The organism is Paenibacillus nicotianae, from assembly GCF_042681745.1.
GTDB lineage: Bacteria > Bacillota > Bacilli > Paenibacillales > Paenibacillaceae > Saccharibacillus > Saccharibacillus nicotianae.
The window spans coordinates 2,470,233-2,496,497 of the sequence record NZ_JBHUGF010000010.1; the positions used below are offsets into that span (position 1 = coordinate 2,470,233).

Annotated in this window: 23 protein-coding genes; 4 read left to right on the forward strand and 19 right to left on the reverse strand. The window is 38.9% G+C overall.

Annotated features, from left to right (window positions below; genetic code table 11):
* The first annotated feature begins 145 nt into the window (after positions 1–145).
* Positions 146–541 carry a hypothetical protein gene (locus tag ACFSGI_RS15020; protein WP_204824900.1) on the forward strand — a complete coding sequence of 132 codons (396 nt, stop codon included), beginning with the start codon at positions 146–148 and terminating at the stop codon, positions 539–541.
* Positions 538–1,605: a phosphodiester glycosidase family protein gene (locus ACFSGI_RS15025; RefSeq protein ID WP_204824901.1), complete on the forward strand. Its 1,068-nt coding sequence runs from the start codon at positions 538–540 to the stop codon at positions 1,603–1,605. Before ACFSGI_RS15020 ends, ACFSGI_RS15025 begins: the two co-directional genes overlap by 4 nt.
* 158 nt (positions 1,606–1,763) lie before the next feature.
* Here the strand turns inward: ACFSGI_RS15025 and ACFSGI_RS15030 are convergent, their stop codons facing one another.
* The 15 genes from ACFSGI_RS15030 to ACFSGI_RS15100 all read right to left on the reverse strand — a co-directional run bounded on the left by ACFSGI_RS15030 (position 1,764) and on the right by ACFSGI_RS15100 (position 20,031).
* Complete coding sequence (locus tag ACFSGI_RS15030) at positions 1,764–2,018, reverse strand: AbrB/MazE/SpoVT family DNA-binding domain-containing protein (protein ID WP_069326911.1); 255 nt, start codon at positions 2,016–2,018, stop codon at positions 1,764–1,766.
* Between the two features lie 197 nt (positions 2,019–2,215).
* Complete coding sequence (gene trmL, locus ACFSGI_RS15035; protein WP_204824902.1) at positions 2,216–2,680, reverse strand: tRNA (uridine(34)/cytosine(34)/5-carboxymethylaminomethyluridine(34)-2'-O)-methyltransferase TrmL; 465 nt, start codon at positions 2,678–2,680, stop codon at positions 2,216–2,218.
* Positions 2,681–2,819: 139 nt separating this feature from the next.
* Positions 2,820–3,908, reverse strand: a complete 1,089-nt coding sequence (gene serC, locus ACFSGI_RS15040; RefSeq protein ID WP_204824903.1) for a 3-phosphoserine/phosphohydroxythreonine transaminase — start codon at positions 3,906–3,908, stop codon at positions 2,820–2,822.
* A gap of 641 nt (positions 3,909–4,549) precedes the next feature.
* Positions 4,550–5,974, reverse strand: coding sequence for a type I glutamate--ammonia ligase (gene glnA / locus ACFSGI_RS15045; RefSeq protein ID WP_204825047.1), 1,425 nt, complete (start codon positions 5,972–5,974; stop codon positions 4,550–4,552).
* 386 nt (positions 5,975–6,360) lie between these two features.
* Complete coding sequence (gene aroF / locus ACFSGI_RS15050; protein ID WP_204825048.1) at positions 6,361–7,425, reverse strand: 3-deoxy-7-phosphoheptulonate synthase; 1,065 nt, start codon at positions 7,423–7,425, stop codon at positions 6,361–6,363.
* A gap of 289 nt (positions 7,426–7,714) precedes the next feature.
* Positions 7,715–8,689: a 4-hydroxy-3-methylbut-2-enyl diphosphate reductase gene (locus tag ACFSGI_RS15055; protein WP_204825049.1), complete on the reverse strand. Its 975-nt coding sequence runs from the start codon at positions 8,687–8,689 to the stop codon at positions 7,715–7,717.
* 142 nt (positions 8,690–8,831) lie between these two features.
* Positions 8,832–10,343 (reverse strand): sensor histidine kinase, encoded by a 1,512-nt coding sequence (locus tag ACFSGI_RS15060; protein ID WP_204825050.1) that lies wholly within the window; start codon positions 10,341–10,343, stop codon positions 8,832–8,834.
* Between the two features lie 20 nt (positions 10,344–10,363).
* Positions 10,364–11,053 carry a response regulator transcription factor gene (locus ACFSGI_RS15065; RefSeq protein ID WP_204825051.1) on the reverse strand — a complete coding sequence of 230 codons (690 nt, stop codon included), beginning with the start codon at positions 11,051–11,053 and terminating at the stop codon, positions 10,364–10,366.
* Positions 11,054–11,258: 205 nt separating this feature from the next.
* Entirely contained in the window at positions 11,259–12,914 is a 1,656-nt protein-coding gene (locus ACFSGI_RS15070) for a S1C family serine protease (RefSeq protein ID WP_204825052.1), read from the reverse strand.
* Between the two features lie 186 nt (positions 12,915–13,100).
* Positions 13,101–13,760 (reverse strand): response regulator, encoded by a 660-nt coding sequence (locus ACFSGI_RS15075; protein WP_204825053.1) that lies wholly within the window; start codon positions 13,758–13,760, stop codon positions 13,101–13,103.
* The gene (locus ACFSGI_RS15080) at positions 13,729–14,799 is read right to left on the reverse strand and encodes a sensor histidine kinase (RefSeq protein ID WP_204825054.1); all 1,071 of its coding nucleotides are present in this window, start codon (positions 14,797–14,799) and stop codon (positions 13,729–13,731) included. Before ACFSGI_RS15080 ends, ACFSGI_RS15075 begins: the two co-directional genes overlap by 32 nt.
* Positions 14,800–14,802: 3 nt before the next feature.
* Positions 14,803–15,870, reverse strand: a complete 1,068-nt coding sequence (gene liaF / locus ACFSGI_RS15085) for a cell wall-active antibiotics response protein LiaF (protein ID WP_204825055.1) — start codon at positions 15,868–15,870, stop codon at positions 14,803–14,805.
* 188 nt (positions 15,871–16,058) lie between these two features.
* Positions 16,059–17,999, reverse strand: a complete 1,941-nt coding sequence (gene thrS / locus ACFSGI_RS15090; protein WP_204825056.1) for a threonine--tRNA ligase — start codon at positions 17,997–17,999, stop codon at positions 16,059–16,061.
* A gap of 431 nt (positions 18,000–18,430) precedes the next feature.
* Positions 18,431–18,976, reverse strand: a complete 546-nt coding sequence (gene yfcE, locus ACFSGI_RS15095) for a phosphodiesterase (RefSeq protein ID WP_204825057.1) — start codon at positions 18,974–18,976, stop codon at positions 18,431–18,433.
* A gap of 140 nt (positions 18,977–19,116) precedes the next feature.
* Entirely contained in the window at positions 19,117–20,031 is a 915-nt protein-coding gene (locus ACFSGI_RS15100; protein WP_379283565.1) for a LysR family transcriptional regulator, read from the reverse strand.
* A gap of 108 nt (positions 20,032–20,139) precedes the next feature.
* Between ACFSGI_RS15100 and ACFSGI_RS15105 the strand changes: the two genes are divergently transcribed.
* Together ACFSGI_RS15105 and ACFSGI_RS15110 are read left to right on the forward strand one after the other, a co-directional pair.
* Positions 20,140–20,472, forward strand: coding sequence for an antibiotic biosynthesis monooxygenase family protein (locus ACFSGI_RS15105; protein WP_204825058.1), 333 nt, complete (start codon positions 20,140–20,142; stop codon positions 20,470–20,472).
* Positions 20,473–20,714: 242 nt separating this feature from the next.
* Positions 20,715–21,683 (forward strand): NAD(P)H-dependent flavin oxidoreductase, encoded by a 969-nt coding sequence (locus tag ACFSGI_RS15110; RefSeq protein WP_204825059.1) that lies wholly within the window; start codon positions 20,715–20,717, stop codon positions 21,681–21,683.
* Between the two features lie 149 nt (positions 21,684–21,832).
* On the opposite strand, the gene mqnC is transcribed toward ACFSGI_RS15110, so the two are convergent.
* The 4 genes from mqnC to ACFSGI_RS15130 form a co-directional block, all read right to left on the reverse strand.
* Entirely contained in the window at positions 21,833–22,969 is a 1,137-nt protein-coding gene (gene mqnC, locus ACFSGI_RS15115) for a cyclic dehypoxanthinyl futalosine synthase (RefSeq protein WP_204825060.1), read from the reverse strand.
* Between the two features lie 478 nt (positions 22,970–23,447).
* A complete protein-coding gene (locus ACFSGI_RS15120; RefSeq protein WP_379283569.1) occupies positions 23,448–23,561 on the reverse strand; it encodes a putative holin-like toxin in 114 nt (37 codons plus the stop codon).
* 300 nt (positions 23,562–23,861) lie between these two features.
* Positions 23,862–25,028 (reverse strand): trans-sulfuration enzyme family protein, encoded by a 1,167-nt coding sequence (locus tag ACFSGI_RS15125; protein WP_204825061.1) that lies wholly within the window; start codon positions 25,026–25,028, stop codon positions 23,862–23,864.
* A gap of 6 nt (positions 25,029–25,034) precedes the next feature.
* Complete coding sequence (locus ACFSGI_RS15130; RefSeq protein ID WP_204825062.1) at positions 25,035–26,225, reverse strand: aminotransferase class I/II-fold pyridoxal phosphate-dependent enzyme; 1,191 nt, start codon at positions 26,223–26,225, stop codon at positions 25,035–25,037.
* Positions 26,226–26,265: the final 40 nt, after the last annotated feature.

Genomic DNA, 26,265 nt, shown 5'->3' on the forward strand with positions numbered 1-26,265 from the left:
TGGATATGTTCTCATGCGAGAATTGGATAATATAAGAATCATATTGGAAGAATCTAGAATCTTATCTACGAAGATAGACTGGGTATATGGGACATGTTAAAATGGATTTTGGTCAAAAATACAAGCTTTATTGAGGTGAGTGAATATGCAGCCTTCTTCCCGAACAACGATGCGACATCAGCCAAACAAAGGGTTCTCTGCCAAATGGTTTCTGGTCTTTTGGATATTGATTATTGGACTTGGTGCAACAATCGCCTACTTATATAGCAATCATATGAAGCAACAGATGATCGCATCGATTCAAGCAGATACAGAACGACAAATCGCTGTATTGCAAAATGATTATGAAACTCGTTTAAATGATATGTCTAAAGAAATGACCGCTTTACAAAGCAAAGTCGATTCCTTTAACGAACTGCTTACATTTACCAAAGACAATGCGAGTAGCAAAACAGATAATAGCAACAAATTGTATACTCAACTCAACGAAGTACAAAAACAGCTTAATACACTACAAAAGAAAATGGATTTGTTGAAATGACGATACGTGTTAAAAAAATCAATCGTTTGTTGATGTTAGCTACAGCACCTTTTGCTGGATTGTTATTCGTTTTGTTGTTTCAATCCAATCAGGTTGCCGTTCCTTTAGAGATTCAAAAATATGCGCCGGTCAGTCATCTCAGCGATCAATCACAGCAGATTCTGACTCATCTGGATGAAGCTGAAAAAGTAGCTGTGCAGACATCATCGTCTATCGAGCGCACAACCAAGTTATACAATCAGACCACATCGACGATGTCTCGCATTGTTCAGACGGCTTCTGTACAAGCCAATAAGCCTGAACAAATTTACAATAAACGAATCACTTCCAAACTAGGAGCAGCTTCTGAAAAAGTAAACAGCAACCGGATCAATATTGAACTGTACCGTCTTAATCCAGGCACATACAAAGCATATGCTATGAAAATCAAACTCAAAGAACCTTCTGCTATGAATATGACACTGGGTAAAGATTCATTTGGCGGTTCCGAAACGACACTGACTGCTGTTCAGCGATCTGGCGCTATTGCAGGGATTAATGCTGGAGGATTTGCAGATGGAGGAGGCAAGCGTTATCCACTTAGTACCACTGTACTCAACGGAAAATATCTAAATGGATTTCAATCGACATTCAAAGATTTATTTTTTGTAGGGATGAATAAGTCAGGGCAACTGATCGGTGGCAAATTTACAAGCAAAGCTAATCTGGATGCGTTAGACCCTTCGTTTGGTGCTTCCTTTGTACCGGTATTGATTCAAAATGGCAAAAAAGTGCCGATTCCTGCAAAATGGAAAGCTTCGCCTTTGCGTGCACCACGAACAGTGATTGGTAAATACAAAGACGATCAAATTATTGTGATTGTTGCGGACGGCTATAATGAAAATGGTAGTTCCGGCGCAACTCTGGTCGAATTGCAAAACAAGCTATCCAAAATGGGTGTTGTCGATGCTTATAATCTGGATGGCGGTGGTTCTACCTCGCTTATCTTGAACGGACGCGTCATCAATCATCCTTCCGATGGAAGCTTGCGTCCTGTTCCAACCCATTTTTTATTTTTTAAATAATGTTCTGATATGTGATATTCTCTATAGATACAATAGTATGAAAAAAAAGAACCTTCCGTTATGCACCAGGCAACATCGGAAGGTTCTTTTTGATTGCACATTTTATCAAGACACTGCAAATGAGTCTCTTTTATTTAAAATGTCTTTTATTAATTAAATTAAGCATTTTTTGGAATTAAATTCATTTCTTCCATACATTGAGCACATACATAACGCTCTTTAAATTCCCCTACTTCTTCCATCGATCCGCAAAATACACATTTCGGGCGATATCTTTCTAAAATGATATGATCACCCTGCACTAAAATTTCTACAGGATCTCCTTCATTCATTTGATATCTTTTGCGCAAAGACTTCGGTAATACGATTCTTCCAAGTTGATCGACTTTACGTACAACGCCTGCTGGTTTCATACTAATACACACCTCACTAATATTTATACTTTGCTAATTGAAGCAGTAGAGAAATGAAGTCATTATAAAATTGGGAATATCAGCTATATACTCACTTAATTTTAGTACTTCCTTTTTATTTCTCCACTTACTTCTTGAATCCTGCTAACTTTTATTATTTCCTACTAAAATAAAGATACAGAGTCAATTCATACCAATTAATCTAAATGTAAAAAGTTAAGTTGACGCAGTGCTTCATATACAATGATGGCGGCTGAGTTCGAAAGATTCAGTGAACGCACATCATCTGACATTGGCAGACGCATAGCTGTATCTGCATTTGCTGCAATTAATTCAGGTGGCAATCCTTTAGTTTCTTTACCAAATACGAGAAAATCACCATCTTGAAATTGAAAATCAGAATATCTATTTTTTACTTTAGTTGTAGCAAAGAAAAAACGGTGATCTGAGTAGGTCTTTTGAACCTCTTCGAAAGAATCATGATATTCAATATTGACGGCATGCCAGTAATCGAGACCTGCTCTTTTCAATGTAGAATCGTCCGTTTTGAAGCCTAAAGGACGGACAAGATGCAGATGCGTTCCTGTAGCTGCGCATGTTCTAGCAATATTGCCGGTGTTTGCCGGGATCTCAGGTTCAACGAGTACAATGTGTAGTGCCATAGGTTTATTTCCACCTTTTATATAGTTCTTTTTGATTATAACCGATTTCGGTAAAATGCGACAGCTTTTGACAAAAATAATTGGAAATTTTTTTTAAAAAAGCCTTCCCAGAGGGGAAGGCTGTCATTACTTAGTACATTCAGCCATTTTTGCTCTGAAATTCCTTCATAAACTCAACCAGAGCATCGCAGCTTTCATAAGGAACAGCGTTATAAATCGAAGCACGTAGACCGCCTACGCTACGGTGACCTTTCAAGCCGATAAATCCAGCTTCTTCCGAAGCTTTTACAAATGCTTTTTCTAATTCTTCAGATGCTAAGCGGAATGTAACATTCATAATAGAGCGACTGTCTACTTCTGCTGCACCTTTATAAAATCCATGACTGTTATCGATAGCATCATAGATCAAAGTAGCTTTGGCTTCATTTTCACGCTGAATGCCTTCCAATCCACCTTTTTCTTCTATCCATTTTAACACTTCATTTACCATATATATCGAAAAAGCAGGCGGTGTATTGTATAGCGAATTATTTTTAGCATGTGTACTATAACGGAATATCGATGGAATATGCTTTGGAGACTCGTTAACCAGTTCTTCTTTTGCGATAATAACGGTTACTCCAGAAGGCCCCAAATTCTTTTGCGCGCCAGCATAGATCATATCGAGCTTACTCATATCTAACGGACGACTCAAAATATCACTCGACATATCTACTACTAAAGGAATATCCCCTGTATCAGGAAACTCACTAAATTGTACTCCTTCAATCGTTTCATTGGAAGTCACGTGTACATAAGCTGTATTCGCTGGTAAGTCCAATTGACTTAGATCGGGTAACTTCATATATTTATCTTCTTCTGAGGAAGCTACAACTGTTGTATCTCCTATTAACTTCGCTTCGCTTAACGCTTTGCTTGCCCAGCTTCCTGTCGCTACAAAACTTGCTGTTTTGCCTTCAGCTAATAAATTCATTGGAATCATAGCAAATTGAGTGCTAGCGCCTCCTTGTAAAAACAATACCTTATAACCTTCCGGGTTGCCTAACAACGACAACAGACGATCCTGAGCTTCGCTATGTACCTTTTCATATACTGCGCCACGATGTGACATCTCCATAATAGACATTCCTGTATTTTGATAATCCACAAATTCTTTTTGCGCCCGCTCTAATACTTCTAAAGGCAATGCAGCAGGTCCAGCATTAAAATTGTACGCTCTTTTTGTCATGTTGTTCTCCACCCTTTCAATTTCAACATTCCACTTTTCACTTCGCGCTTATGGTACCAAGCGCTGATTGTAAGATATTTTGCTTTGCAAAAATCACTTTCTCATTTTACGAGTCGCGCTTATGGTGCCAAGCGCTAGAAGTAAGATATTTTGCTTCGCAAAAATCACTTTCCATTTTACGGATCGCGCTTATGATGCCAAGCGCTAGAAGTAAGATATTTTGCTTCGCAAAAATCACTTTCTCATTTTACGAGTCGCGCTTATGGTGCCAAGCGCTAGAAGTAAGATATTTTGCTTCGCAAAAATCACTTTCCATTTTACGGATCGCGCTTATGATGCCAAGCGCTAGAAGTAAGATATTTTGCTTTGCAAAAATCACTTTCCATTTTACGGATCGCGCTTATAGTGCCAAGCGCTTAGATGTTAGGTTTGTGCTAAATGATTATCGCTATGATATCAGCTATTGTAGGGGTGATCAAGTGTCTTTTGTCACTTACTATCTATCATCCTGCGATATCTTGTGAACAAAATAAAATGTAATCGTTTTATTTTTCTACTCATATAAAAATCCTCCGGAAATGATGTTCCGGAGGATTCTGATTACTTGATCTCTACGATCTAATATATGAGATAAGCAATAATTAGCAATCGTAGTACAAGCTGAATTCGTGTGGATGTACACGAATAGCAACATCTTTTGCTTCTGCACGTTTGAATGAAATGTAGTTTTGGATAAAGTCTTTTGTAAATACATTGCCTTCAAGCAAGAAGTCAAAGTCTTTTTCCAATTCATCCAAAGCTTCTTCCAAAGATGCTGGAACGCTACGGATACCTACTTTATCTTCTTCTGGCAATTCATAAATATTTTTGTCAAAAGGACCATATCCTAATTCACGAGGATCCATTTTTTTCTTGATACCATCAAGACCAGCCATCAACATTGCAGAGAACGCAAGGTAAGGATTAGCTGTAGAATCCGGTGTACGGAATTCGATACGACAACCTTTAGGTGTTACAGAAGCAATCGGAATACGAACTGCTGCTGAACGGTTACCTTTCGAGAACACCAAGTTAACTGGAGCTTCATAACCAGGAACAAGACGTTTGAAAGAGTTCGTACTTGGGTTAGTCAAAGCAATCAATGCTGGAGCATGATACAAAATACCGCCCAAGTAATGTAATGCCATTTCACTCAAGTTAGCGTAAGCGCCTTTTTCGTAGAACAAAGGAGTATCGCCATCAAAGATAGATTGGTGAACGTGCATACCGCTACCGTTATCACCGAATAAAGGTTTAGGCATAAATGTTGCTGTTTTGCCATATTGTTGTGCTGTGTTATGCACGATATATTTGTATTTCATTAAGTTATCAGCTGTTAATTTCAAAGTGTCAAAACGGAAGTTGATCTCTGCTTGTCCAGCAGTAGCCACTTCATGGTGATGACGCTCAATGCGAAGTCCTGCTTCTTCAAGCAAACGACACATTTCGCTACGAATATCCTGTTGAGAATCGACAGGAGCTACTGGAACATATCCGCCTTTTTTACGGATTTTGAAACCAAGGTTGCCGCCATCTTCTTTGCGATTTGTATTCCAGAATGCTTCGTTAGAATCAACGGAGTAAGAAGATACATTTACATCGCTTTGGTAACGTACATCGTCAAAGATAAAGAACTCGGATTCAGGAGCAAAAAATGCTGCTGTTCCTACACCGCTTGTTTGCAGATATTCTTCCGCTTTCTCTGCAATACCGCGCGGATCACGTTCATAACGCTCGCCGTCCGGGGTGAAGATATTGCACATAATGTTCAACGTTGGATGAGCAGTAAAAGCGTCGATAAATACGGACTCAGGATCTGGCATCATCACCATATCAGACTCCTCAATACCGCGGAACCCAGGAATTGAAGAACCGTCAAACGCAACACCATTTACAAAAGTATCCTCATCCACTTCACTAGCTGGCAAAGAGATATGGTGCGCACGACCTGACAAATCCACGAAACGAAAATCAAACCACTCAATGTTGTTTTCTTGTGCAAGCTTCAATACATTTTCTACCGCCATTTGTACTTTCCTCCCCAAATTTCCGAACATTACACTCTTTTTCGATGTCGAATGTTCATTCTCTCGATTTTTTTTCTGTCGTCATTATAAATCCTAAAACCTCACATCGTCAATAGCCTTTTTACATATCTCTAAAATTTATGTAAGATATGCTTACACTCATAGCTTACCAAAAAAGAAAACAGCTCGTCAATCCGTCTATTAAAAATCGGATAGAGTGAGCTGTTTTTTTAAACCTTACATCGTTTTCTAAAATGCTAATATATTCCAGTCATACCTAACATGAAAATTAAACAAGCTATACAGAAATACTCTCTGCTTTTGTACATACGTGTCCCTATTCAAATCAACTCAATTTTAAATAATATTCGGTTAATCTAAATATACTACACTTGGACAGAGGATTCAAAAAACGCTGCTGGTGCTTTGGCTGTGTTGAATGTTTTGCCTAAAAGCGGAGACAATTGCTCTAAATCACGTAATAACTTAGCAAATTGATCTGGGAATAACGATTGTACACCATCACCGGTCATCGAATTATCGGGATCGGTATGCATTTCGATAATAAGACCATCTGCCCCAGCAGCTACGGATGCTTTGGTCATAGGCTCTACCAATTCACGACGTCCTGTACCATGACTTGGATCCGAAATCACAGGTAAATGGCTCAGTTGTTGCAATACAGGAATAGCAGACAGATCTAGCGTGTTACGAGTGTATTGCTCAAACGTACGAATACCACGCTCACATAGCATTACATTGGGGTTACCACCTGCCAGAATGTACTCCGCTGCATTCAAAAATTCATCATAAGTCGAACTGAATCCACGTTTAAGCAATACAGGCTTTTTGCTTTCTCCTAATTTGCGCAGTAAATCAAAGTTCTGCATATTACGTGTACCCACTTGCAAAATATCAGCGTATTCACCACAGATATCCACATATTCCGGTGTCATTACTTCTGTAATCGTCAGCAGTCCATGTTTCTTCCCTGCTTCTGCCATCATTATTAATCCTTCAACGCCAACACCTTGAAAGCTGTAAGGCCCTGTGCGTGGCTTAAATGCTCCACCGCGTAATACTTGTCCACCTGCTGCTTTGACCAGACGAGCAATCTCATCAATCTGTTCTGCTGATTCCACTGCACAAGGACCGCCCATAACTACTAATTCGCCGCCACCAATCGATACATCTCCGATTTGGATAACAGTATTTTCAGGATGGAAATCACGACTTGCTAATTTGTAGGATTTGGAAATTTTCATTACTTTTTCGACGCCTTTCATCTGCTGTAAATGTTCCATCAAGCGAGGTTCTGCTGTACCTATAAGACCGATAACAGTATGATCGGCTCCTCGAGAAATATGGGCTTGTAAGCCTGCTTGTTCGATCACAGTAGTAATCTCTTTTACTTGCTCCTGCGGTGTTTGGTTCGATACGATAACGATCATGTATAATCTTCCTCTCTGTATGTGTTGATGATGATATGAAAATAGATTGCTGACTATATAAAATGATTTGGGTAGGTGATATTTATTATATTTTTACATCATCACTTAGACGCTTGTTCGCTTTTAAGCTTTTAATCACTAAAGTAAATATACAGCACTCTGTTAGACATGTCAAGCTGTGTCATAGTACAAAATCTTGTACGCATAGTATAAAAAATAAAAAAAGAAAAAGTGCCTTTCCCATCAAGGGTTAGGCACTCTATATCTATTATTTCGTGGACAATGTCCATCAGTGGCGGACAGGTTGATTGGTTGTTCTACCTTTTTTCTCACGCACAGGTGGCAATAGACGCTTAGGATCAACAGTTCTTACCATTTCCCATGTTGATTCGTCCTCATTATCATACTTTTCTAGATAATTAATAACTTCTTTGGTAATCGGAGTTGGTGTAGATGCACCCGCAGTAACTGCTACTCTACTTTTACCAACTAACCATTCACGCTTGAGTTCTGTAATATCAGAGATACGGTAAGCAGTAACACCTGCGATTTCTTCTGATACTTGTGCTAGGCGATTAGAGTTGTTACTACGTGGATCGCCTACAACGATAACAAGCTCTGCTTGACCTGCTTGTTCAGCTACAGCTTCTTGACGAACTTGTGTCGCTAAACAGATCTCGTTGTGTACTTCTGCTCCCGGGAATTTCTCCAGAAGTTTCTTCATAATTAAGCGAATATCCCATTGGCTCATTGTGGTCTGATTGGTAATTACAATGTTACCTGCTGGAATCTCCAATTGATCAATTTCTTCTTCTTTTTCTATCAAATGTACTTGATCCGGTGCTACACCAATTGCACCTTCAGGTTCAGGATGACCCTTTTTGCCGATATAAATAATCTGATAACCTTCTCCTGCTTTGTCGCGGATCAGATCATGCGTACGTGTTACATCAGGGCATGTCGCATCAACAGTAGTTAATCCTTTTTCACGAGCTAGACGGCGCACTTCAGGAGAAACACCATGAGCGGTAAAAATAACCGTTCCACTTTCTACTTGCTCTAGAATCTCTACACGATTCGGCCCATCTAATGTAATAATACCTTGATCTTCAAATGATTGAGTGACATGACTGTTATGCACAATCATACCGAGTATATAAATAGGCCGTGGTAAGTCAAGGTTCTTGGCAGCTTGCTGAGCAAGCACCATAGCATCTACTACACCATAACAATACCCACGCGGCGCAATCTTTACAATTTCCATGAAGGGGTACACCTGCTTTCTAGGGTTGGCTTATCTTACGAAAGAAGCAATAGCAACTTCATTATAACCCATTTGATAGGGCGCAGGAAAGGAAAGTAGCAAACATGATCACAAAAAGCTACTATTGTTTGCTACCTGTTGTCTATTCTGGTTTGGAGGGATCAGGAATATCAGTCTCAGGCTCTACATCAAATACAGGTTCAGCTTTGTTTTCGACAGGCACAGCCGCCAGTGGAAGCCAGATTACAAATGTTGTTCCTTTGCCTTTGGCAGTTACGACTTCTACAGAACCGGCATGTTCATCGATAATCCATTTCGCTATCGACAATCCTAAGCCTGTGCCCGGCGTTACACCACGCGATTCATCTGCTCGATAAAACCGTTCAAAAATATGTGGCACTTCTTCTTGATCCATACCGATACCTGTATCACTAATCCGAATACCAATCTGATTTTGATACAATACGGTATCTAGAGATACTGTACCCTCTTTGGTATATTTAAAAGCATTTTCAATAAAAATAAACAACATTTGTTGTAGATAATCTTTGTTACCATAAATATGATAGTCATCTAACGCCACAGTATTCGCTGGTTGCCATGTTGCTTTGTGCGGGATAAATTGGGCACGTCTCATCACATCATCCAAAAGAGCACCCGCAGGCAAGCTCTCCATCACGATAGTCTGCCCTGCATCGGCGCGAGCTAACGAAAGCATATCATTAACAAGTCGACTCATTCGTTTGGATTCGTCAGCAATATCATTAATCGATTCCATCGACAATTGCTTGAGACTTTCTTCATCTAAATGAGGCGCTTCATGAGGTTTTTTGTTCCATGCTTTTTGCAATAAGTCTACATTGCCACGAATCGTAGTCAGCGGAGTACGTAATTCATGAGAAGCATCAGATACAAACCGACGCTGAGCAGCATATGCTTCTGCTAGATCTTTATAAAATATTTCGGTTCTACCTAACATCCCGTTCACTGTACTGATCAACTGCCCGATTTCATCATGAGGTCCATCATAATCGATCCGTACACTTAAATCTTTTCCTTTTTGGATCTGACTTGCCGCATCTATAACTTTTTCGATCGGAGCCATTGATTTGCGCGCTAGAAATAAACCTAATGTGAACGCAATAAATAGTGTAGCCAGCGATCCTACGATCAAGGTTACACGCAGATCGTCAAACAGTTGGCGAGCATCGGTCATATCCGCAGCTACGATGATTACGCCAACTACAGCTATATGATTATTAATCTGACCGGGTATACCATCATAAGCAACCAAATAAGTACGATCATTATATTGAATTTGTTTTAATTCATTAGGTATTTTATTTGAAGCAGGCGCTTGTAGAAAAGAACCATTAATATTGTTATTGATTCCATTAACATAATTTTTAATTTTTACTCGAAAACCAGCATTTGTTAAACGATCATGATCTTTAGGCGATAAAAAAATATCGACTTGCTTATCATTTAATGTAACTACAGTCGTCTGTGTTTTGCTAATCTGATCAATCAAACGATTTTGTAAATCTTGATACGTATTAAAATAAACAAATCCATAAATAGCTATACTAAAAAGCATCAAAGTCACTGCCAGTATCCCCGAGTACCATACCGTCAGTCTTAAACGTATTGACATACTGTCAGCTCCTTCATTCTCTAGCTGTTATTTCTTAAAATATAGCCGGCACCGCGGATCGTCTGAATCAGACGTATTCCACCATGCTCTTCTGTTTTTTGACGAAGCATAGCAATATAAACTTCAAGTACGTTGGATTCACCGCTATAGTCATAACCCCAAATTTTATCCATAATCAAATCTCTAGATAGGACACGTTTTGGATTTTGCATAAATAAATGTAATAATTCAAATTCTTTCGCTGTTAATTCTAGTCGTTGACCATCTCGGGTGACTTCACGCGCATCAGGATCTATTGTTAAATCTTCAAATGTTAGACGCGTACTTGTAGAAGCTTCTGATTCAGGCTTACGTCGTAACAATGCTCTAACACGCGCTAACATTTCTTCTAATGCAAAAGGTTTCACCAAATAATCGTCTGCCCCAGCGTCTAGCCCTTTCACACGATTTTCTACTTCGTCTTTCGCGGTTAACATCAAAATAGGCACAGAACTGCCTGCTTCACGCACACGACGACATACTTCAAATCCATCCACTTGTGGCATCATTACATCTAATACCATAAGTGCAGGATCGTTTTCTAGCATTTGTTTTAATCCTTCTGCTCCATTAGAAGCAGTCAATACTTCATATCCTTCAAATGCCAAACCACGACGTAACATCGAGATAATTTTTTCATCGTCATCAATAATTAAAATAGTAGCTCTCATCGGTTGTACCCCTTTACTATATCTTTTTTAGCAAACATTATAATTGTTATTTCTTCTATTGTAACAATGAATAGTTATTTGTCGATACAGTCATAAGAAAGGCGGAAAGGTATGCCCTTTCCGCCTTCCTGTATTGCTTATGATTTTATAGCATGATTTATTATACAATCCAAGCGACTATACTTATTTATTTCACAACTACTTATTATTGACCTGTACCGCCTGTACTTGGAGAAGTCGTATCAAAGTCATTACGATTACCGATTGTGACTTTAAGATCCATTGTTTTACCGTTACGAATCACATTCAGTGTTGCAGAATCGCCAACTTTTAGTTTTTGAATAGCTGCTACTAAATCTTGACTATTTGTATATTTGGTACCGTTGATTCCTGTGATGACATCATAAGAACGTAGATCAGCTTGATAAGCAGGAGATCTGTACAATACTTCTGTCACTACAGAACCTTCTGTAGTATCAATACCCAACTGTTTGGATACTTCAGATGTCAAAGACATTAGAGAAGCACCGATAAATGGAACAGGTGTTGTTGGGATTTTTTCACCTTTTTTCAATTGATCTACTACATTTAAGATCACATTGGAAGGAATAGCAAATCCAATCCCTTGCGCATCTTCACTAACTGCTGTATTCATACCAATAACTTGTCCATTCATATTAAGCAATGGACCACCTGAGTTACCAGGGTTAATAGAAGCATCTGTTTGCAACAAGTGAGTGTAGTCTGTAGATTGTCCATTAGATGCATCAGATGCTGTAATGCTACGTTCTTTAGCACTTAATACACCTGCTGTTACAGTATGATCAAATCCTTGAGGATTACCAATCGCTACTAACCAGCTTCCGATAGCCAGGTTATCAGAGTTACCTAGAGTAACCGATGGGAATGTTTCTCCAGATTTAGGTTCAATTTTTAGTACAGCAAGGTCAAGATCTGTACTTTTACCCATTAGTTTAGCAGTGTACGGTGTTTTGTTGTTTTCAAGTGTCACTTGAATAACATCTGCATCACCGACTACATGCGCATTCGTCAAGATATATCCAGATTTATCAAAAATAAATCCAGATCCAATACCTAGTGGAGTGAGTGAACCGGAAGAACCGCCACTGCTATCTCCGCCGTTGCCTCCGCCTTCATTACTTCCTCCACCTTGATCACCGAAGAAGAAACGATATGCTGGATCGTTGTATGGGTTGGTTCCACCACTAGCTGAACCTGATTTAGACAATGTTTCAATTTTTACAACAGCAGGGCTGGCACTCTTCGCAACTTCAGCTACATCTGCTGATCCGGCAGGCAATGCTGCTTGAGTCACAGAATTATCTGTTGTAACAGCAGAAGCAGGTGCAACATTGGTTGTCGTTGTTGATTCAGACTCTGGTGTAAATAGATTAGCGCGATCTGCACCGAACATACCGGCTGTCATAATCAACATACCTGCTAATATAGAAGCAATCACTGTTTTGGCAGAAGTTTTAGGTTTGTTGTATTGAAATTGACTGGTTTTGCGGTTGCCATTATTATCGTCGTGATTGCTATTTAGAGAATTAATATGATCTGTACGTGGTGGCTGAGTTGAACTTGGTGGATACACTGGACGACTAGATTGCGATGGAGTCATTTCCACTTTTCTAGCTTCCTGAGCAGGTTCTTGTCGAACTTCCTCTGCGTCTTTATCTTTACTTAATGATTGGAAAGGCCCGTATGAGTAATAGTGCGATTGGTCTGATGAAGAATCATTATTTGAATTTGATTCGTTGGTATTGCGGTTTGCTGTATCATTGTTTTGGCCATCAGGATTGAAGCCATTATTCAAATCATTTTTGTTCTTTTCGTCCATTGAAGTCAACCTCCCAAGGTTCCCATGATATTAAAATAACCGGATGTGTTATTTGCTACATCCTTATATTCGCTTATTAACCTTAATCTCACCTTAAAAACAATTAAAAAGAAAATAAATCCTAGGTGAGTAAGTTAATATATCATAAATATAGGAAATGTTATCATTTTTTTGTATGGGAGTGGTCTACGGTTGACTAACCCAACCTTTGCGATGTGCATAAATAGCCAATTGAGTACGATCGTCTAATTCGCATTTCATCAACAAATTACTGACATGCGTTTTGACTGTTTTGATACTGATATGTAATTCTTCTGCAATTTCTTTATTGCTCATTCCTTCAGCAATTAGCATAAGTACTTCACGTTCCCGAACCGTCAATTGAGAAGCTTCATTCTGTACAGTGCTCCGCTGGCGAATCCCTCTAGTAAGCGCTTGAGAAATATCACCGGTCATCACCGGCATACCCCGGCTTGCTCCTTGCAATGCATAAATCAATTCTTCGGCAGATACTGTTTTCAAAATATAACTGACCGCTCCTGCTTCAATCGCTTCTACCACCAGCTCATCTTCTAAAAAGCTAGTTAAGATCACAATTTTCATCTGCGGATAATTTTGCAATACCAGACGTGTTGCTTCAACACCATTCATAATCGGCATCATCATATCCATCAAAATTAAATCAGGCATCTCATGATCAGCACTTTTTTCTAATAGATCAAGCACTTCTCTACCATTAGCCGCTTCGGCAATAATATGAAATTGATCTTCTAACATTAGATATGTTTTGAGACCCATCCGTACCATATCATGATCATCCGCTAACAGAATTTTTATTTTTTCCATCATGATTCTCCTCTTCTTCATGAATATCGAATTTGGGAATATGGATACGTATTGTTGTTCCCGCTCCAGGTCGACTAATTACTTCTGCTTGTCCACCCAACTTCTCAGCACGCTCCGACATAATCGTTAATCCGTATGAGCCTTGCTTATGCATCGAACTATTGAATCCTTTACCATCATCACTAATATGTAGAGCGACATGATGGCGATCTTCTTGTAACGATAGACTCACAATCGTAGCATCGGCGTGTTTGATAATATTAGCAAGCGCTTCTTGTACAATAAGAAAAAGCTGACGTTCTTTTGCTTCCGTCAGTTGACCTGTTAATTCAATATCTTGTATTCCTTTAAGCCCATTATGACGACAATAGTCTGGAAACCAGAACTCTAATGCTTCTGCTAATGAACGCCCTTCCAGTTCTAACGGTCGAAGTTGTGTAATCAATGCTCGCATTTGCTTTTGGGCTAATTGCGACATTTGAATGACTTGATCCATCACAATTTTGGCTTGCTGTTCATTTTTTTCTAGCATTTTCGGTAACGATGACGCAGACATATGAATCGCAAATAACTGCTGACTAACCGAATCATGTAGATCACGAGCCATCCGTCGTCTTTCTTCCAATACGGCTCGTTCGGTCTCAATCGCCCGCTCCATGACTTCTTTTTCACCCAATTGCTGTAAAATTCTCATTTTACGTTCAACCGTACTCATCATCGTATTGAATTGTTCATGCACCCGATTAAACGATTCATCTTCTGTCGGTTCCATCCGTATACTGAAATTCCCTTTGCCTACTTGCACCATTTTTAAATGAACATAATCAATGCGGCGCTGAATCCGCTGACCTGCTACATAACCTGCTGCCATGCAAATGATAATAATACCTGCAATATAATAATACCAGACGTAGGGTACACTAAGGATAATGTACCCCTGCCTGATCGCTAGAAAAATAATAATAACGGTCAACAATCCACCTGTAGTAAAAAAGCCGATCAATTCCCATTTGATATTTTTAAACCATTTTGTTCGCATCCATTAACCCACCCGACTAATCTGAATATCACCGATAAAAGCATTGACTACAAGTTCTATTTGCTTGCCTGCTTCTTCATATTCGATCGTTTCACCATCCATATGACTCATCATACCTTCGCGCTCACGTCCAAGAATATTCATATCACCGATAAATGAATTACCTTGCGCTTTGATGCCTACTTCGATTCCACTTGGAATATAGACTTTCACATCACCGATAAAAGCAGAAATTTCGATACGGGTTACACCATAAGCAATCTGTGCTTTGGTCAAGTCTAACATGGTATCACCAATAAAATGAGAAATATTCATCGGTTTGAGTTCAAAATAATCTTTACCAATATGCACATCACCAATAAAACCAGATTTGTTTTCTACTGAAGGATCATAATCATAACCGCATTTTTTACGATGGTGCTTTCTCCAGTCACGACGATGCTGTCTCCATTGTTCACGATGTGCTTCTCTATGTTTGCTATAAGATCGAATATCTTCTTTATTCAAATTGATTTTGGTACGAAACGATTGTTGATCTGCATGATACGTAGAACGTGGTGGTTGCGATGATAGTGGAGAACGCTCTACAAATTCTTTTGTATAATCTGCGGAATGAACCGGTTTGCCTTTGCGCTCCATTTCTTGTTCAAACCAATCATCTAATGGAGATGCAGGCGGTGGTGGCGGTGGAGCAGAATAATCTTCATTTGATGGTGGTTGTTTGGCAGACTTTTTAGGTTGATGTCTATTGAAGATCAAATACAATCCGCCTAACACTAATAGTAACGGCATCATCATTTTGACAGCATCGACCAATGAATAATCAATCATACCGATATTTCTTCCTAAAAAGTAAACACCTAAAACAGTCATAATCCAGCCACCGATATCACGTTTACATTTAAATAGTAATTCATTTAATCCTATTTCTAACAAAATCAGCGGCCATAACAATGAAATGACATCGCCTATGCCCCAATCAATCAAGTTCATTCTATTTAACATAAATACGACGCCAATTCCGATTAACCCTATACCCCAGAATGTTTTGCGGAATAAATGTCTATTCATTTTTGTTCCTCGCTTTCTGTACTTCTATATATGTAGTGTACTCATAATTAGAATAGAACAATAGTGGCATCAGAATGAACTTTGTATCCGCCTATAGACGGAGAAAAGCCCTAATTAGTGAATAATCACTGAATTAGGGCTAGTGTAACAGGTTGAGAATAATAACTAAATAGCAATCGTTAATTTATTTAAAAAATAGTGCGGTCTGCGATTTGATCACGTAACATTTTGATCGTTTCTTCTACAGACATCATACCGATATCGCCTTCGCCACGTTTACGAACAGAAACAGAATTAGCATTCATTTCGTTCTCACCGACAACGAACATATACGGAATTTTTTCCAATTGTGCTTCACGAATTTTGTAACCTAATTTTTCATTACGTAGATCGGATTCTACAGTTACACCACTACGACGAAGATCGTCTTCTACTTTGCGTGCATATTCTTCAAACGCACCGGATACTGGAATCACTTTAGCTTGTACAGGAGCTAACCATACAGGCAATGCACCGACAAAGTTTTCTAATAAGAATGCTGTAAAGCGTTCCATTGTACCTAGAATACCGCGATGAATTACGACAGGACGATGTTTTTGTCCATCTTCGCCAATATATTCTAACTCAAAGCGCTCTGGCAATAAGAAGTCTAATTGTACCGTAGACAATGTTTCTTCTTTACCTAGTGCTGTACGAATCTGTACATCTAACTTCGGCCCGTAGAATGCTGCTTCGCCTTCTGCTTCATAGAAAGGCATATCCAGACCTTCAACAACTTCGCGTAACATGCGTTGCGAATTTTCCCACATTTCATCGTTCGGGAAATATTTCTCTGTATCCGCAGGATCACGATAAGATAAACGGAAACGGTAATCGGTAATACCGAAATCTTTGTATACTTCCATAATCAATTCGATAACACGTGCAAATTCTTGCTTGATCTGATCTGGACGTACGAATAAGTGAGCATCATTTAGCGTCATCGCACGTACACGATGTAGACCTGTTAATGCACCAGACATTTCATAACGATGTTGCATCCCCAATTCTGCAATCCGAATCGGCAGATCACGGTAACTGCGTAGATCGCTTTTATATACCATCATATGATGCGGACAGTTCATCGGACGAAGCACTAATTCCTCGTTATCCAATACCATTTTCGGGAACATATCATCCTGGTAATGTTCCCAGTGACCGGATGTTTTGTACAAATCTACGTTACCAAGTACAGGTGTATATACATGGCTATAACCTAATTTTTCTTCCAAATCTACGATATAACGTTCCAGTGTACGACGCAATTTCGCACCATTTGGCAACCAGATTGGTAGACCTTGACCTACAAGTGGAGAAAATGTAAAGACTTGCAGTTCTTTACCCAGCTTGCGGTGATCACGCTTTTTAGCTTCTTCTAAGAAATGAAGATGTTGCTCTAGTTCAGGCTTTTTGTTAAAAGCAGTTCCGTAGATACGTTGCAACATTTTGTTTTTGCTATCTCCACGCCAGTACGCACCTGCTACACTGAGCAATTTAAATACTTTTAATTTAGAAGTGGATGGTACGTGTGGTCCGCGACATAGATCGAAGAATTCACCTTGATCATAAATCGTAATTACACTATCTTCTGGCAATGCTTCGATCAATTCAATTTTGTATGGATCTTCAAGTTCGTGGAAAATGTTAAGTGCTTCTTCACGACTGACTTCGCGGCGTGTAATCGGTAGATTTTCAGAAACGATACGTTCCATTTCTTTTTCGATTTTTTGCAAATCTTCTGGATTCAAAGGATGTTCCAGATCCATATCATAATAGAAACCATCTTCGATTACAGGCCCAATTCCTAATTTAACTTCGTTTTGACCAAATAAACGCTTCACCGCTTGTGCAAGTAAATGCGCTGTACTGTGACGGATTACTTCTACGCCTTCTGCGCTGTCAGGAGTAACAATTTCGACTAACGCTTTATCATGCAAAGGGGTATTCAAGTCAACTACGATACCATCCAATTTACCTGCTACTGCACTTTTGAACAAACTTTTACTGATCGAATTGGCTACATCTCCAATTGTACTTCCTGCTTCATACTCACGAACAGAACCGTCCGGTAAGCTAATCTGAATCGCCATATTATTTCCTCCTTAGTCGTATACATCTATTCATGTATCTGCATGCACTGTTATTAGCTGTCTTATTCGTAATAGTTACAATTAAAAACAGCAAAAAGCACCCATCCCGCAAGGGACGAGTGCTGTGTATGTACCCGTGGTTCCACCCTGATTCGATCTGTTACTAGAATAACCTTCTACATACAGACCCTTCATTCGACATCTGATAACGGGGATGATCCGATAAAATATACTACCGAAATATAACACAGATTCGGATTCAACTTTATAGCTCTAAAGGGGTAAGATTATAGCTGTCACAGGAAGGAATTACAGCATACTACTTTCCTTCTCTCTGTACAGGACGATCACTATAACTCATATCTTTATCGATGCTTTGTAGATTTAGATGATACATTGCTTCATCATTATAAAAGTGTATCGGTCAAGCGTCAAGAGAATGAGATCGATTTGATCATATTGTCATCAAAGTCTTTGACTGTAAATGTACCATGCTCAAGAACAGCATACGAATTAGGATAGTCTTCTTTGGGTAAAGCAACAGAACCTGGATTGAGCACATAGATATGATTTTGCAAATCAGCTACAGGTACATGAGTATGTCCTTGAATAAATACATCACCCGGCTGTAACAATGGCAAGTTATCGATACTGTATCCATGACCATGTGTCACATAGATACGCATCCCTTCATGGTATAGCATAATATAGTCTGCCATCATCGGAAATTCAAGTAACATCTGATCCACTTCAGAATCACAATTTCCTCGTACAGCGATAATTTTGTTTTTATATAAATTGAGCGTGTTCGCAACTTCAGATGGATTATATTCTTCAGGTAACGGATTGCGTGGGCCATGATACATATAATCACCTAAAAAAATCAATTGATCCGGCTGCTCAATTTCAGCTTTTTCGAGTACACGTCTTAACCAGTGTAACGATCCATGTATATCAGAAATAAACATTAATTTCATAACTTTAAAAGCTCCTTCAACAAATAGGTTATTCTAGCTTCTATGCCAGTGAACATACAGGTATTAACGTAAATGCACTTATATATTATATCATTAACTATCGTGTAACCCTATTATAAACATAACAGCTTGTATTCCGGTCATTGAGACGATATAGGAATATCAGCTATACGATAATGTTCTACAAAAGATTGAATACAAGCAATAAATTTTTGAGTTGCAGGTGAAATGGTCTGGAAAGACGTTGCAGCAATCCCAATCTTTCGCTGATGGACTCCCGCTAACGGTCGCAAACATAAATCCTGCGTATACATCGAACGCAAAATCATTTCCGGTAAAATACTAATGCCCAGACCATGTTTTACCATCGCTATAATTGCATGATCATCTTCTAATCGATATTTGATCTTAGGAGTCATATGAGCTAGATTCCAAATCATTTGAACATCTGTATCGCAACCTGCTACTGGCATTACAAAAGGTTCATCCATAATCTGCTCAAGCTTAATATAATCATATTGTTGCAAAGGATGATGTGCAGGTAATACACATACCATTTGATCTTGATACAAATGAATAGATTGCAGTGTAGAAGATACAGGTAGATGAACAAATCCCAAATCTGCATGACCTTCGATAATCCAATTCTCTATCTCAGTATAATTACCATCTAATAATTGAATATCGATATGAGGATACTGCTCTTGAAATTGTTGCATAATCTGTGGCAGCCACTGAATAGATACACTCGAAAATGTACCTAAAGTCACTTTCCCTGTCTCTAACCCTTTAATAGCATCAACTTCAACTAACAGTTGATCATTGATCTGCAACAATTCGTTAATTTTTTTCAATATACGTTCTCCACTGTCAGTGAGACGAATGCCTGAACGATTACGAATTAACAATTTTAGTCCCAATTCATTTTCTAGTCCAGCTATCGCATGACTTACCGCAGATTGAGTAAGATTAAGAGCCTGTGCTGTTTTGGTCAGACTTCCTAGCCTAACGACTGTACTAAAAATCTGATATTTATGAATATGTATCTTATCCACCTCTTTTATACTTGAAAATAATTCATACTTATTATTATAAACATTCATTTTATTTATGTTAATAGGCTAGGTATACTTAACTCAATATCAAGCAAAGGGATGGCGAATATGAATTTAGGATCTAATCGTTTTGAAATGCCTTACTACGCAGTTATTTTCACCAGTCAACGAACTACAGGTGATCAAGGATATAGTCAAATGGCTGACCAGATGGAATCAATGGGACAAGATCAAGCCGGATTTCTTGGAATCGAAAGTTATCGTGAACCTTCAGGAGCAGGAGTTACTATTTCTTATTGGAAAACACTCGAAGATATTCGTCAATGGAAAAGTAATCCTGCTCATCAGATTGCTCAAGATCAAGGCAAAGCAAAATGGTATCAATCTTATTCTGTAAAAGTATGTAAAGTAGAACATGCTTATCATTTTGACAAGATTTGAGTAATCGCTTTTCCTTTCTAAAAGTACAAAACTATGTACTATGTTCATTAAAATTGCCTTCTTCTCAAATAAAATATTCAAACGTATGATGATTTTACAGCTTCTAATTAGTATAAATACGACTACATCATTAATAGGCTAACTATTATAGTGAGTCATCTAAAAAAGAAGTCAAATGACATTGTACAGTAGTGCATATCTAGATCATGTGCAGTATTGAATAGAGTGGGAGGACGAATAAGATGAGCAATCGTGTAGCCGATATTCTTGGAATTGAGAAACCTATTATACAAGGGCCGATGAGCTGGATTACAAATGCTGAATTTGTAGCTGCTGTCAGTAATGCAGGTGGCTTGGGGATTCTTGGCCCTAATGCAGGTCAGACAACCATAACGACTTCTCCAACAGAAACCGCAGAACGGATGCGCCGTGAGATTCGTAAAACAAAGGAACTAACTGATAAGCCATTTGGTACAACAATTATTGTGGATGGAGATTTGAAGTACACATGGCCTATTTTAGAAATAATTATTGAAGAAGATGTCAAAGTGGTGCTTCTCAACGGTGTTGAAGGAACATTATCTGAAAAGATTATGAATCCTTTAAAAGAAGCCAATATTAAAATTGTTTACCGCCCTTTAACCCCAACTTTTGAAGATGCAAAAACTGCTCAAGCTATGGGTGTGGATGTGTATGTTGTAACTGGATTTGATGAAGGTGGAACGTTACCAACCAATGGTATTGGTACATTTACGATCACATCTATGATCGTCGATGTGCTTGATATTCCAGTAGTGTCTGCTGGCGGAATTGGTGACGCTCGCGGGGTTACAAGTGCTTTTGCTCTAGGTGCAGAAGGTGTGTTTTTGGGAAGTCGCTTTATTCCGACTATTGAAAACCCGGCAGCAGAATCAGTGAAGCAAAAAATTGTAGATTCATCTGCATCTGATTTGTTATTGTACCGTACTTTACCAGCTTACTATCGCTCATTATCTACACCGCTTGTTGAAAAATTAGTCGAAATGGACAAGCACGGAGCATCTCGCGAAGAAATTGCTAGTGCTTCCGGTGGTTCGAGTGCTATACGTATTGGTATGCTTGAAGGTAGTGGTGAAGGTGGTATTATTACAGTAGGAACTGGTATTACACCGATTACCAAAATCCAAACTGTACAAGAAGTAGTCGATGAATTAGCAACAGGTATCCACTGATTACATCACTTCATTCAAAATACGATACCTTTTATAAAGATGTACGATTATTTTTCGTTGTATGATGATCATCATCAACTAAAAAAGACAAAAAAAGCTCAACGATCGTTATACACTGATCGTTGAGCTTTTCTATAATTACATAGTGATTAGTTCTGCATAATAAAGTCATGAGCGACTTTTTGAGTCTCATCGTTAAATACTTTGAGAATATTATATTTTGTATCCCGTTGAGCAGGAATTTTGCCTGCTTCACGAATAATTTGTAATGTCTGCTCAATATTTACTTTATGCGTTGTACCTGCCGCAGATACTACGTTTTCTTCCATCATCGTACTACCAAAGTCATCACAACCATAATGAAGAGACATTTTCCCAACTTCTGGTCCCATCGTTACCCATGAGGATTGGAAATGCTTGATATTATCGAGCACGATCCGGCTGATTGCTACATTTTTAAGATATTGTTCTGGTGTTTGCTTTTCAGCTTTCATATTGGTGTTATCCGGTTGGAATGTCCACGAAATAAAAGCAAGGAAACCTTCAGAATCATAGCCATTACGGATACATTCATCCTGTGCTTCACGTACACGCAATAAATGAAGAGCACGTTCTTCCATCGATTCACCGAATCCGATAACCATTGTCGCTGTAGTATTCATGCCTACTTTGTGAGCTGTCTGCATAACATCCATCCAATCGCGCCATGAACCTTTCAAACGACTGATTTTGCGACGAGTACGATCATCTAGAATTTCTCCACCGCCACCTGGCAATGAATCAAGTCCAGCTTCATGAATCGCACGTACAGTATCTTCCAAAGACATACCAGAGATTTCTTTCATTTTCATAATCTCAGCAGGCGAGAAAGAATGCATTGTGATATTAGGGAAGTTCTTTTTAATCTTTTTCAATAGATCGGTATAGTATTCAAAAGGAAGATTAGGATTCACTCCACCTTGCATCAAAATTTCAGTTCCGTTCACATCTTCGGTTTCCTGAATTTTTTGCAAAATAACCTCATCTGACAGTACATAACCTTCTTTTGAATTCGGACTACGATAGAAAGCACAGAAACGACAGAATACATCGCAAACATTCGTATAGTTAACATTACGCCCAATCACAAATGTTGTAATCGGATCTGGATTTTTGCGTAACATTAATTGATTGGCTACATGCCCCATTTTCTCGATCTCATCGGACTCATATAGCATAATAGTTTCTTCTAAATCTAAGCGTTCGCCCCGTTCGGCTTTTTCCAAGATACGGTTTACCGCGCTCATATTGCAGCCTCCCTTATCCTATTCAGACATCTTACTGGTGTCTGAAGGTGAATTTGAGCATTGTCCTATATATAACCCATTTAGGCACAAAATGCATATCTAAAAATTGAAATAATGACAACACATCCATCGTACCATATTTCACAAATGAAAAATAGTCGTTGACTGTGACAGGAAGGTGATCTTTTGTAAGAAAAATTATACATATCGTATAAGATAAATGCCAATCAAATAAGGGAATTTAGCGATTTTATAGTTTAAAAATAATTTATTCTCATTTTAGAATATGATATAGTATGAGTATATACAACATTATATTGTGAATTAGATGCTTGTCGCTTTTTAGATGTATGCTATAAAAAAAGCAGAAAAGATGCGCTAACATCTTTTCTGCTTGGCAACAGTCTACTTTAAGAGCAGTCGGCAACTCAGGTGGATCTAATTTATTGAGATAGACCGGTTCCTTGCTACAGACGGTCTATTTCTTTTTGTTTTGGTTCATAGCTACTATAATCGTCACAACCAAACCCAGTATCAAAACAATAAGGATACCAAATTGGATCATTAACGTTAATGTATCTTTAACCTCCACAAGCATTACCTCTCTTCTATTGAGAAACTAGCCGACCGCCCATTAAGACTTGTGTGGTTATTTTGAGTATAAGAAAAAAACATATCTAAGAATATAAATATCTCAAAAAAGGAAATTAAACTATAATATAGACAAAAAAAGCGAAGTACCTTTGAACCAATAAGAAGGTACTTCGCTTTTTATTTATAATGCTAGCCAAAATACTAGATTGATTTAAGATATCTAACAACACTTTTATACAAATTTAAAAATATTCATCACATAAGTGAACTATATATTGTTTGAAGTCATAAGGATTTTCTAATCTTGCAAAGCTTGCTCTAAATCAGCAATAAGATCATCAATATCTTCCAAACCTACAGAAAAGCGCAATAGCCCATCAGTTATTCCACGTTCTTTGCGTACTCCTTCGCCCATAGCAGCATGAGACATCGTCGCTGGATACGATAAAATGCTCTCAACGGCTCCTAAACTTACAGCAACTAAAGGGATTTGAACACTATCCAGTACTTTTTTGGCACGTTCACCTGAACCTACATCAAACGAAAGCACAGAACCTGCTCCTGAAGATTGAGAAGCATGAATCGTTGCTCCTGGATGGCTTTCTAATCCTGGATAATAGACAGCTTCAATATCATTACGCTCATTCAACCATTGCGCTAGCTTGGCTGTACTTTTTTCAGAATGATTCATTCTTGCGGCAAGTGTCTTCATCCCACGAATCAATAACCAGCAATCTTGAGGACCTAGTACCGTTCCTAGTCCATTTTGTAAATGCTTGAGTTGAGCTCCAATCTCAGGTGTGCGGGCAACGGCAAGTCCTGCAAGCACATCGCTATGTCCACCTAAGAATTTGGTCGCACTATGAAGAACAATATCCACACCCATTTCAATCGGACGCTGATAATAAGGGGTCATAAACGTATTATCCACCATTGTCAGCAGATGATGTTCTTTTGCCCAAGCCGTTACAGCACCGATATCTGTAATTTTCAAGGTAGGGTTCGAAGGAGTCTCCATATAGACTGCTCTTGTATTCGGACGAAGTGCATTTTTCACCTGATCCAGATCAGTCATATCTACAAAACTGATCTCAATATTCATGCGATTCAATACAGTAGTCAAAAAACGATACGTTCCTCCATATACATCTTCAGTCACAATCACATGATCACCAGCAGACAGAATCAGAAATGCGGTCGAGATCGCTGCCATTCCTGAAGCAAAAGCATATCCTTTGGCTCCTCCTTCTAGCAAAGCAATATAATCTTCCAATGCTTGACGAGTTGGATTACCTGAACGACTATAATCATGGAGTGGCGGATTAGAGATATCTTCTTGATGAAAAGTAGATGCCTGATAGATCGGTACACTCGAAGCGCCTGTTGCTTTGTCAAAAGCAGCTCCAAAATGAATTAATTTGGTATCGATTTTGCGAGAAGAGGAATGATCTGAAGAGTAAGCCATATTCGATCACACTCCTTCTACTTCAATACGTGCAACTTCCAGCGCTTGATCTAGATCAGCAATCAGATCATCAATATGCTCAATACCGACAGAAAAGCGCAACAGACGATCATCGACACCGATCGCTTCACGAATCTCGGTTGGAATATCAGCATGTGTCTGTACCGTTGGATACGTCATTAATGATTCGACTCCGCCCAGACTTTCGGCAAAAGCAATTAATTTGATACTACGCAAAATCGGTTCAATATAACGAGCATCTTTCACTTTAAATGAAAAGATTCCTGTATTACCGCTGGATTGACGATTCTGCACATCATATCCCGGATGATCTGGCAATGCTGGATAGAACACTTCAGCAATCTGTGGATGATCTACCAAATGCTTCGCCATTGCAGTAGCGTTATATTCATGACGCTCCATCCGCAATGCCAATGTTTTCATTCCGCGCATTAATTGATACGAATCGGTCGGTGATAACACTGCACCGATTGAGTTATGCAAAAATGCCATTTCAGCAGACAATTCTTCTCCTTTGGTCATAATCAGACCTGCTAGCACATCATTATGTCCACCTAGATATTTGGTCGCACTATGGATCACAATATCTGCTCCCAATTCAATCGGACGCTGGAAAAAAGGAGTCAATAGCGTATTATCCACGATCGTTAGCAACTGGTGACTTTTCGCCCAGGTAGCTACAGCTTTGATATCGGTCACCATCATCAACGGATTAGTTGGGGTCTCAATAAATACAGCTTTGGTGTTCGGTTGAACTATTTTTTCTAATGCTTCTAGGTCATTGGTATCTACATAAGAAGCCGTTACTCCAAATTTGGATAAAATGCGTTCCAAAAGACGATATGTGCCACCATACAGATCAAGCGATACGACCAGATGATCTCCCTGACCGAACAGCGCAAAAATAGTCTGTAATGCAGCCATACCGGAACTACAGGCAAATCCTGCATCTGCTGATTCTAATGCTGCTGAAGCTTGTTCTAGTACGGCGCGAGTTGGATTGGTTGTACGAATATAATCAAAGCCTGTACTTTTACCAAGAGCGGGATGACGGAAGGCGGTTGATTGATAAATCGGGAAATTAATCGCCCCTGTTACCGGTTCATTAATCGAACCGATCTGTGCCAATTTGCTTTCAATGTTAAGAGTTCGTTCGCTTGAATGATGATCCGTCATACTATAATTCCTCCTCTGAAATAACAATCAATTGGGTTGA

Bases quoted from the DNA above. Each gene is read 5' to 3' on its own strand.
- ACFSGI_RS15020 (WP_204824900.1), top strand. From the start codon at position 146: ATGCAGCCTTCTTCCCGAACAACGATGCGACATCAGCCAAACAAAGGG.
- ACFSGI_RS15025 (WP_204824901.1), top strand. From the start codon at position 538: ATGACGATACGTGTTAAAAAAATCAATCGTTTGTTGATGTTAGCTACA.
- ACFSGI_RS15030 (WP_069326911.1), bottom strand. From the start codon at position 2,018: ATGAAACCAGCAGGCGTTGTACGTAAAGTCGATCAACTTGGAAGAATC.
- trmL (WP_204824902.1), bottom strand. From the start codon at position 2,680: ATGGCACTACACATTGTACTCGTTGAACCTGAGATCCCGGCAAACACC.
- serC (WP_204824903.1), bottom strand. From the start codon at position 3,908: ATGACAAAAAGAGCGTACAATTTTAATGCTGGACCTGCTGCATTGCCT.
- glnA (WP_204825047.1), bottom strand. From the start codon at position 5,974: ATGGCGGTAGAAAATGTATTGAAGCTTGCACAAGAAAACAACATTGAG.
- aroF (WP_204825048.1), bottom strand. From the start codon at position 7,425: ATGATCGTTATCGTATCGAACCAAACACCGCAGGAGCAAGTAAAAGAG.
- ACFSGI_RS15055 (WP_204825049.1), bottom strand. From the start codon at position 8,689: ATGGAAATTGTAAAGATTGCGCCGCGTGGGTATTGTTATGGTGTAGTA.
- ACFSGI_RS15060 (WP_204825050.1), bottom strand. From the start codon at position 10,343: ATGTCAATACGTTTAAGACTGACGGTATGGTACTCGGGGATACTGGCA.
- ACFSGI_RS15065 (WP_204825051.1), bottom strand. From the start codon at position 11,053: ATGAGAGCTACTATTTTAATTATTGATGACGATGAAAAAATTATCTCG.
- ACFSGI_RS15070 (WP_204825052.1), bottom strand. From the start codon at position 12,914: ATGGACGAAAAGAACAAAAATGATTTGAATAATGGCTTCAATCCTGAT.
- ACFSGI_RS15075 (WP_204825053.1), bottom strand. From the start codon at position 13,760: ATGGAAAAAATAAAAATTCTGTTAGCGGATGATCATGATATGGTACGG.
- ACFSGI_RS15080 (WP_204825054.1), bottom strand. From the start codon at position 14,799: ATGCGAACAAAATGGTTTAAAAATATCAAATGGGAATTGATCGGCTTT.
- liaF (WP_204825055.1), bottom strand. From the start codon at position 15,870: ATGAATAGACATTTATTCCGCAAAACATTCTGGGGTATAGGGTTAATC.
- thrS (WP_204825056.1), bottom strand. From the start codon at position 17,999: ATGGCGATTCAGATTAGCTTACCGGACGGTTCTGTTCGTGAGTATGAA.
- yfcE (WP_204825057.1), bottom strand. From the start codon at position 18,976: ATGAAATTAATGTTTATTTCTGATATACATGGATCGTTACACTGGTTA.
- ACFSGI_RS15105 (WP_204825058.1), top strand. From the start codon at position 20,140: ATGAATTTAGGATCTAATCGTTTTGAAATGCCTTACTACGCAGTTATT.
- ACFSGI_RS15110 (WP_204825059.1), top strand. From the start codon at position 20,715: ATGAGCAATCGTGTAGCCGATATTCTTGGAATTGAGAAACCTATTATA.
- mqnC (WP_204825060.1), bottom strand. From the start codon at position 22,969: ATGAGCGCGGTAAACCGTATCTTGGAAAAAGCCGAACGGGGCGAACGC.
- ACFSGI_RS15125 (WP_204825061.1), bottom strand. From the start codon at position 25,028: ATGGCTTACTCTTCAGATCATTCCTCTTCTCGCAAAATCGATACCAAA.
- ACFSGI_RS15130 (WP_204825062.1), bottom strand. From the start codon at position 26,225: ATGACGGATCATCATTCAAGCGAACGAACTCTTAACATTGAAAGCAAA.